This is a genomic window from Caballeronia zhejiangensis (assembly GCF_000698575.1).
Lineage (GTDB): Bacteria > Pseudomonadota > Gammaproteobacteria > Burkholderiales > Burkholderiaceae > Caballeronia > Caballeronia zhejiangensis.
Genome location: NZ_JFHD01000057.1, coordinates 22,163 through 29,744, shown reverse-complemented (window position 1 = coordinate 29,744; position 7,582 = coordinate 22,163). Strand labels below are relative to the sequence as shown.

At 65.6% G+C, this 7,582-nt stretch carries 7 protein-coding genes; all 7 read right to left on the bottom strand.

Features of this window, described 5'->3' with window-relative positions:
- On the bottom strand, positions 1–786 hold a 786-nt coding region (locus BG60_RS34125; RefSeq protein WP_051996829.1), incomplete at its 3' end, for a branched-chain amino acid ABC transporter permease.
- Positions 779–1,660, bottom strand: coding sequence for a branched-chain amino acid ABC transporter permease (locus tag BG60_RS34120; protein WP_051996832.1), 882 nt, complete (start codon positions 1,658–1,660; stop codon positions 779–781). The genes BG60_RS34125 and BG60_RS34120, both read right to left, overlap by 8 nt.
- 70 nt (positions 1,661–1,730) lie before the next feature.
- On the bottom strand, positions 1,731–2,168 hold the full coding sequence (locus tag BG60_RS34115) for an acyl-CoA thioesterase (protein WP_008341987.1): 438 nt from the start codon (positions 2,166–2,168) through the stop codon (positions 1,731–1,733).
- A 3-nt stretch (positions 2,169–2,171) separates the two neighbouring features.
- The gene (locus BG60_RS34110) at positions 2,172–3,320 is read right to left on the bottom strand and encodes an iron-containing alcohol dehydrogenase (RefSeq protein WP_034474293.1); all 1,149 of its coding nucleotides are present in this window, start codon (positions 3,318–3,320) and stop codon (positions 2,172–2,174) included.
- A gap of 65 nt (positions 3,321–3,385) precedes the next feature.
- The gene (locus BG60_RS34105; protein WP_033537101.1) at positions 3,386–4,420 is read right to left on the bottom strand and encodes a threonine aldolase family protein; all 1,035 of its coding nucleotides are present in this window, start codon (positions 4,418–4,420) and stop codon (positions 3,386–3,388) included.
- Between the two features lie 141 nt (positions 4,421–4,561).
- Entirely contained in the window at positions 4,562–4,807 is a 246-nt protein-coding gene (locus BG60_RS34100; RefSeq protein WP_034474291.1) for a hypothetical protein, read from the bottom strand.
- 123 nt (positions 4,808–4,930) lie between these two features.
- Positions 4,931–7,555 carry an alanine--tRNA ligase gene (gene alaS, locus BG60_RS34095; protein ID WP_034474289.1) on the bottom strand — a complete coding sequence of 875 codons (2,625 nt, stop codon included), beginning with the start codon at positions 7,553–7,555 and terminating at the stop codon, positions 4,931–4,933.
- Positions 7,556–7,582 lie beyond the last annotated feature (27 nt).

The following is a 7,582-nucleotide window of genomic DNA, read 5'->3' as shown; positions in this document are numbered from 1 at the left end:
CACCGCGCCGACGACCGGCCCGGCGAACGTGCCCGCGCCGCCGATGACGGTCGCGACGAGCGCGCTCGTCGATCGCGCGAGACCGACGCTCTCCGACGACACCAGCTCGACGTTGATCAACGCCAGCACGCCCGCGATGCCCGCGAAAAACGCCGACACGATCAACACGTGCAGGCGCACGCGCGCGGGCGCGAAGCCGATCGCGGCGGCGCGCGCGGGATTGTCGCGCACGGCGTTGGCGAGACGGCACATCGGCGTGCGCGAAAACGCGAACATCGCGACCGCCGATATCACGCACCAGCACGCGATCAACGCATACGCCTCGCGCGGCGGCCCGAAGGTCATCGCGAAGAACGAAGGCCCGCTCGCGCGATCGATCGTCACGCCGCCCTCGCCGCCGAACCACCCCGGCACGAGCCACACGCATGCGGCGACGAGTTCGCTCAAGCCCAGCGTGATCATCGCGAAGGACGTGCCCGCGCGCTGCGTCGAAATCGCGCCGAAAACGACCGCGACGAGCATCGCCGCGCATCCGCCGATCATCGGCAGTAACGGCAACGGCACGCCGAATCGAGCGAACGCATGCGCGGCGGCGAACGCGCCGAGACCCGAATAGACCGCGTGCCCGAACGAGAGCAAACCCGTCTCGCCGAGCAACAGGTTGTACGAAAGCGCGAGGACGATGAGCGTCGCCGTCTGCGCGAGATACGTGAGCAGCCACGATTGATCGACGACGAGCGGCGGCAGCGCGAGCGCGACGATCAGCGCGATGAAGACCTTAAGCATCGCGCGTGCGCTCGCCGAAAAGCCCGCGCGGCCGCGCGGCCAACATCGCGACGAGCAGCAGATACGGCAGCACGGGCGCGAGTTGCGCGACCGTCAACGCGCTCCACGCAGGCGGCAAGGTCACGCCGAGCGATGCCGCGATGCCGCCCGCCGTCGCGCTCGCGCCGACCGCGAAGGTCTGGACGCAGCCGATCAGAAGCGACGCGACGAGCGCGCCGCCGAGCGATCCGAGCCCGCCGATCACGACGACGACGAACACGATCGGGCCCATCGCATCGGCCATCGCCGGTTCGATGACGGCGAGCGGCGCGCCGATCACGCCAGCGAGCGCGGCGAGCGCGGTGCCGGCGGCGAAGACCATCGTGAAGACGCGCGGCACATCGTGGCCGAGCGTTTCGACGGTCGCGGGATGCGTAAGCGCCGCGCGCACGATGAGCCCCGTTTTCGATGTACGCAACACGAGCCACAGCGCGCCGAGCATGACGACGGCGACCGTCATCATGAACACGCGATAGCGCGCGAACGATGCGCCGTACAGCATGAAAAGCGGTCCGTCGAGCACGCGCGGAACGGCGGCGGGCAACGGCCCGAGTCCCCAGACGAGCTTCACGCCCTCGCCGATGACGATGGCCGCGCCGAAGGTCAGCAGCATGTCGGCGAGCGCGCCGCGCGCATGGACGCGCCTCAATAGCAGGCGCTCGAACAAGGCCCCGGCAACGCCAACGATCAATGGCGCACAGATGAGCGCGAACCAGAATCCGCCGTACGCGGCGAGCGCCTGCCCGACATACGCGCCGAGCATGTAGAAACTCGCGTGCGCGAAGTTGAGCACGCCGAGCATCGAGAAAATCAGCGTGAGTCCCGCCGACAGCATGAACAGCAGCAATCCCACGCTCACGCCGTTGAGCAGACTCACGCAAAACCACTGAAGCAAAACGCGACCCTCAGCCGGTGATGAGCGGCTTCAACGCATCGACGAGCGGCGCGGGCAACGGCACCGGCCTGCGCGTCACGCGATCCACGTAGACATGCACGAAATGCCCCTGCGCGGCGGCTTCGTCCGCGCCTTGCGTGAAGATCGCGACTTCGTAGCGCACGCTCGTATTGCCGAGCTTCTCGACGCGCAAGCCCGCCTCGATCGGTTCGGGAAACACGACCGGCGCGAAGAAATTGCAGCGCGTCTCGACGACGAGGCCGATGGTTGCGCCCTCGCTGAAATCGAGCACGCCCGCGCGCAGCAGGTACTCGTTCACGACCGTATCGAAGTAGCTGTAGTAGACGACGTTGTTGATGTGGCCGTAGACGTCGTTATCCGACCAGCGCGTGCTGATCGGCAGGAAGTGCGCGTAATCGGCGCGCGTGGTCGGGACCGGCTTGCTCATCGCTCAGAGAGACTCCATCAGCATGCGTCGATAATCGTCGGCGCTCGCCTCGCGCGGGTTCGTCTTGTGGCAGTGATCCGCGAGCGCGCCCTTCACGACCTTGTCGAACATGCTTTCGTCGACGCCCATCTGCGACAGACGCGTCGGCAGGCCGAGGCGCGCGGTCATGTCGTGCACGGCCTGCGCGACATCGGCGTTATCGGGGAGATTCATCACGCGGCGCATGCGCGCGAAACGCCGGTCCGCAACGACCGTCGGCGCGCTTTCGTTGAAGCGCAGTACGGCAGGCAAGACCACCGCGTTCAGCGTGCCGTGATGCAGCGACGTGCGTCCGTTCACCGCCAGCCCGCCCAGCGGATGCGACAGCGAATGCACGCAGCCGAGGCCCTTCTGGAACGCCATCGCGCCCTGCATCGACGCGGACATCATGTTCAGACGCGCGTCGCGGTCCTGGCCGTCGTGCGTCGCGCGCTCGATGTTGGCCCACGCGCGTTCGAGTCCATCGAGCGCGATGCCGTCGGCAGGCGGATTGAACGCGGGCGCGAGAAACGTTTCGATGCAATGCGCGATCGCGTCCATGCCGGTCGCGGCGGTGAGCGGCGGCGGCAGGCCGAGCGTGAGCGACGGATCGCAGACCGCCGATTTCGGCAGCAGATGCCACGAATGGAAGCCGAGCTTGCGCCCGTCGTTCAGGATGATGATCGCGCCGCGCGCCACTTCGCTGCCCGTGCCCGACGTGGTCGGCACCGCGATCAGCGGCGCCGCGCGCTCGGTGATCTTGCCGCTGCCGCCTTCGATCGTCGCGTAGGTCGTGAGCGGCTCGTCGTGCGTCGCGGCAATCGCCACGCCCTTCGCCAGATCGATCGATGAGCCGCCGCCCACCGCGATCAGGCCGTCGCAGCCTTCGCGCTTGTATTGCGCGGCGGCTTGCATGACCATCGCTTCGGTCGGATTCGACGGCGTGTCGTCGAACACCGGCAGCGCGCCGAGCCGCGCGCTTTCGATCACGCGATCGGCAAGCCCCGCTGCCTTCACGCCTTTATCGGTGATGACGAGCGGACGCTTCATCACGATGCGCGCGCATTCGCTTTGCAGCGTCTGTAGCGCGTCGTAGCCGAGATGAATGTGGGTCAGATAGAAGATGAAGGCCATGGCGTCAGCGTCGATAAAAGAGGTGCGGCCATGTTGAAACCGCACGCCGGAAGTGTCAATCGGGGTTAGATCGACGCCGACAAGGCGCGCACTTCATCGACGAAGCGCTCGACGGTCCCCCGCTGCGTGTCCCACGCGCACATCAGACGGCAGCCGCCCGAGCCGATGAACTGATAGAAGCGCCAGCCCTTCGCGCGCAGCGCCGCCGCGACGTGCGCCGGCAACTCCGCGAACACCGCGTTCGATTCGGGCTTGAAGAGCAGCGACACGCCCGGGATGCCGGCGAGGCGCTCGGCCATCAGCGATGCCATCGCGTTCGCGTGACGCGCGTTGCGCAGCCAGACGTCGTCGTCGAGCAGACCGAGCCACGGCGCGGAAATGAAGCGCATCTTCGAGGCGAGTTGCCCGGCCTGCTTCAGGCGATAGGCAAAATCGGCGGCGAGCGCCTTGTCGAAGAACACGACCGCCTCACCCACCGGCAGACCGTTTTTCGTGCCGCCGAAGCACAGCACATCGACGCCCGCGCGCCACGTGATCTCCGACGGATGCACGTTCAGCGTCGCGACCGCGTTCGCGAAACGCGCGCCGTCCATGTGGATCTTCAGATGCCGCCGCTTGGCGATGGCCGCGATCGCGCGGATCTCCTCGACGGTGTAGACGGTGCCGACTTCCGTCGCCTGCGTAAGCGAGACGACCTTGGGCTTCGGATAGTGGATATCCGAGCGCTTCGTGACGAGTTCCTCGATCGCATCGGGCGTGAGCTTGCCGTTCTCGCCCTTCGCGGTGAGCAGCTTCGAGCCGCCGGAGAAGAATTCGGGGCCGCCGCATTCATCGGTTTCGATATGCGCGAGTTCGTGGCAGATCACCGAGTGATACGACTGACAGAGCGACGCGAGCGCGAGCGAATTGGCCGCCGTGCCGTTGAAGACGAAAAAGACTTCGCAATCGGTCTGGAAGAGGTTGCGGATGCGGTCGCAGACTTGCGTGGTCCACGAATCGTCGCCATAGGCGGGTTCGTGGCCGCTCGTGTTGGCCTGGATCAGCGCTTGGAGCGCTTCCGGGCAGATGCCTGCGTAGTTGTCGGAGGCGAAGTGTTGGATCGGGTCCGTGGGCGCTGTCATGGGGTCGCTGTGATGGCCGGTTTGAACGCGGCGCGCGCGGGCGCTAAGACATCGAACGTCATCGCGCGCGCCGGCAATCGGGCCATTTTAGCGGTTCATCGCCTTCCGAACCGGGTGCGCCTACTTGGTGTTCGGCGCGCTCGCGGCGTTGGCCTGCTGCGCTTCCTGGGCCTTCTTGTCCTTCTTGTTCGCTTCGTGATGGCCGATCGCGCAGCCGCCGATCGCGCCCGCGGTGCCATGTCCGCCCGCGACATGTCCCGCGACGCCGCCGACCGCCGCGCCCTTCAGACAGCCCTTCGCCTGCGCGGCGCCCGTTGCTGCGAGCATCGTCGAAGCCAGAATGATCGATGCGAGTCTGCGATTCATATGTCGTCTCCCTTGTGTTGATGGAAATTCACGGGAAGACGCACGCGCCATACCTGACAGCGTGTAAAGAAAAACGGCCCGATCTTCGTCAGATCGAGCCGTTTTGTCAGAAGCGATGAACGCTTAAAGCTGCTGCTGCACCCATCCGGTCACGCCGGCCAGCGCGGCCGGCAGATTGGCCGGTTCCGTGCCCCCTGCCTGCGCCATGTCGGGACGGCCGCCGCCCTTGCCGCCGACCTGCTGCGCGACGAAATTGACGAGCTCGCCCGCCTTCACCTTTTTCGACGCGTCCGGCGTCACGCCCGCGATCAGGCTGACCTTGCCGCCATCGACCGATGCAAGCACGATCGCCGCGCTCTTGAGCTTGTCCTTGAGCTTGTCGACGGTTTCACGCAGCGTCTTCACGTCCGCGCCTTCGAGTTGCGCGGCGAGCACCTGCACGCCGGAAACATCGACGGCCTTCGAGACGAGTTCGTCGCCCTGGCTCGCCGCCAGCTTCGATTTCAGCGCGCCCAGTTCCTTCTCCAGCGACTTCACGTGCTCCTGAACCTGCGCGATGCGTTGCGTGAGTTCGGACGGTTGCGCCTTCAGCACGCCCGCCGCCGCATTGATGTGCTGATCCAGTTCCTGCACGTAGCGCACGGCGTTGTCGCCGGTGATCGCCTCGACGCGGCGAATGCCCGCCGCCACGCCGCCTTCCATCACGATCTTGAAGAAGCCGATGTCGCCGGTGCGCTGCACGTGCGTACCGCCGCACAGCTCGCGCGAGAAGCCGAGATCGAGCACGCGCACGGTGTCGCCGTATTTCTCGCCGAAGAGCGCCATCGCGCCGCCCTTCACCGCGTCGTCGTACGGCATCACGCGCACGACGCCCGGCGCGTTCGCGATGATCTCGTTGTTGACGATCTGCTCGACGCGACGGATTTCTTCGTCCGACATCGGCGCGTTGTGGGCGAAGTCGAAGCGCGTCTTGTCCGCATCGACGAGCGAGCCTTTCTGCTGCACGTGACCGCCGAGCACTTCGCGCAGCGCCTTGTGCATCAAATGCGTGGCCGAGTGATTGCGCGCGGTGCGGGCGCGGCGCACGCCGTCGATTTCCGCCTTCACGACGTCGCCGACCTTGAGCGTGCCCTGCTCGACCGTGCCGTGATGACCGACGACATCGGCCTGCACTTTCAGCGTGTCCGCGACGGCGAAGCGCACGCTTGCGTTCGCGAGCACGCCCTGATCGCCGACCTGGCCGCCCGATTCGGCATAGAACGGCGTGTGATCGAGCACGACGACCGCTTGCTGGCCGTCCTTCACTTCATTGACCGATGCGCCTTCGACGTACAACGCGAGGATTTTCGCGTCGTCGAAGATTTCCTTTTCGTAGCCGTGGAACGTGGACTTCGCGCCCGAGTATTCGAGGCCCGCCGCCAGCTTGAACTTGCCGGCCGCGCGCGCCTGATCGCGCTGACGCGCCATCGCGTCGTCGAACGCGGGTTCGTCGACGGTCACGCCACGCTCGCGGCACACGTCCGCCGTGAGGTCGAGCGGGAAGCCGTAGGTGTCGTGCAGCTTGAACGCGAGTTCGCCGTCCAGTTGCTTCACGCCCTTCTTTTCGAGATCGGCGAGTTCGCCTTCGAGGATCGACATACCGTGCTCGATGGTCTCGAAGAAGCGCTCTTCTTCCTGACGCAGCACGTCGGTCACGCGTTGTTGCGCATCGGTGAGTTCCGGATACGCCGCGCCCATTTCCGCGACGAGATCCGCGACGAGCTTGTGGAAGAACGCGCCCTTCTTGCCGAGCTTGTAGCCGTGACGGATCGCGCGGCGCACGATGCGGCGCAGCACGTAGCCGCGGCCTTCGTTGCCGGGAATGACGCCGTCGACGATCAGGAACGAGCATGCGCGGATGTGGTCCGCGATCACCTTCAGCGAGTTGTTTTCCAGGTCCGGCGTGTTCGTTTCGCGCGCCGCGGCCTTGATGAGATTCTGGAACAGGTCGATCTCATAGTTGCTGTGCACGTGCTGCAGCACGGCGGCGAGACGTTCCAGGCCCATGCCGGTATCGACGCACTGCTTGGGCAGCGGCGTCATGTTGCCTTGCGCGTCGCGATTGAACTGCATGAACACGAGATTCCAGATCTCGATGAAGCGGTCGCCGTCTTCTTCGGGCGATCCCGGCGGGCCGCCCCAGATTTCCGGGCCGTGGTCGTAGAACACTTCGGAGCACGGACCGCACGGGCCGGTGTCGGCCATCTGCCAAAAATTGTCCGATGCGTAGCGGGCGCCCTTGTTGTCGCCGATGCGGATGATGCGCTCGACCGGCACGCCGATTTCCTTCGCCCAGATATCGAAGGCTTCGTCGTCTTCCTGATAGACCGTGACCGTGAGTTTTTCCGCCGGCAGGTTGTAGACCTTCGTCAGCAGTTCCCAGCAGTAGTGGATGGCGTCGCGCTTGAAGTAATCGCCGAACGAGAAGTTGCCGAGCATCTCGAAGAACGTGTGATGCCGCGCGGTGTAGCCGACGTTCTCCAGATCGTTGTGCTTGCCGCCCGCGCGCACGCTGCGCTGCGCGGTCGTCGCGCGCGAATACGGACGCGATTCGCTGCCCAGGAACACGTCCTTGAACTGGACCATGCCCGAGTTGGTGAAGAGCAGCGTCGGGTCGTTGCCGGGCACGAGGCTCGACGAACGCACGATCGTATGGCCCTTCGATTCGAAAAACTTCAGGAATTTCTCGCGTATTTCGGCGGCTTTCATAGCGTACGGGGCGTGTCTTCGGTTCTT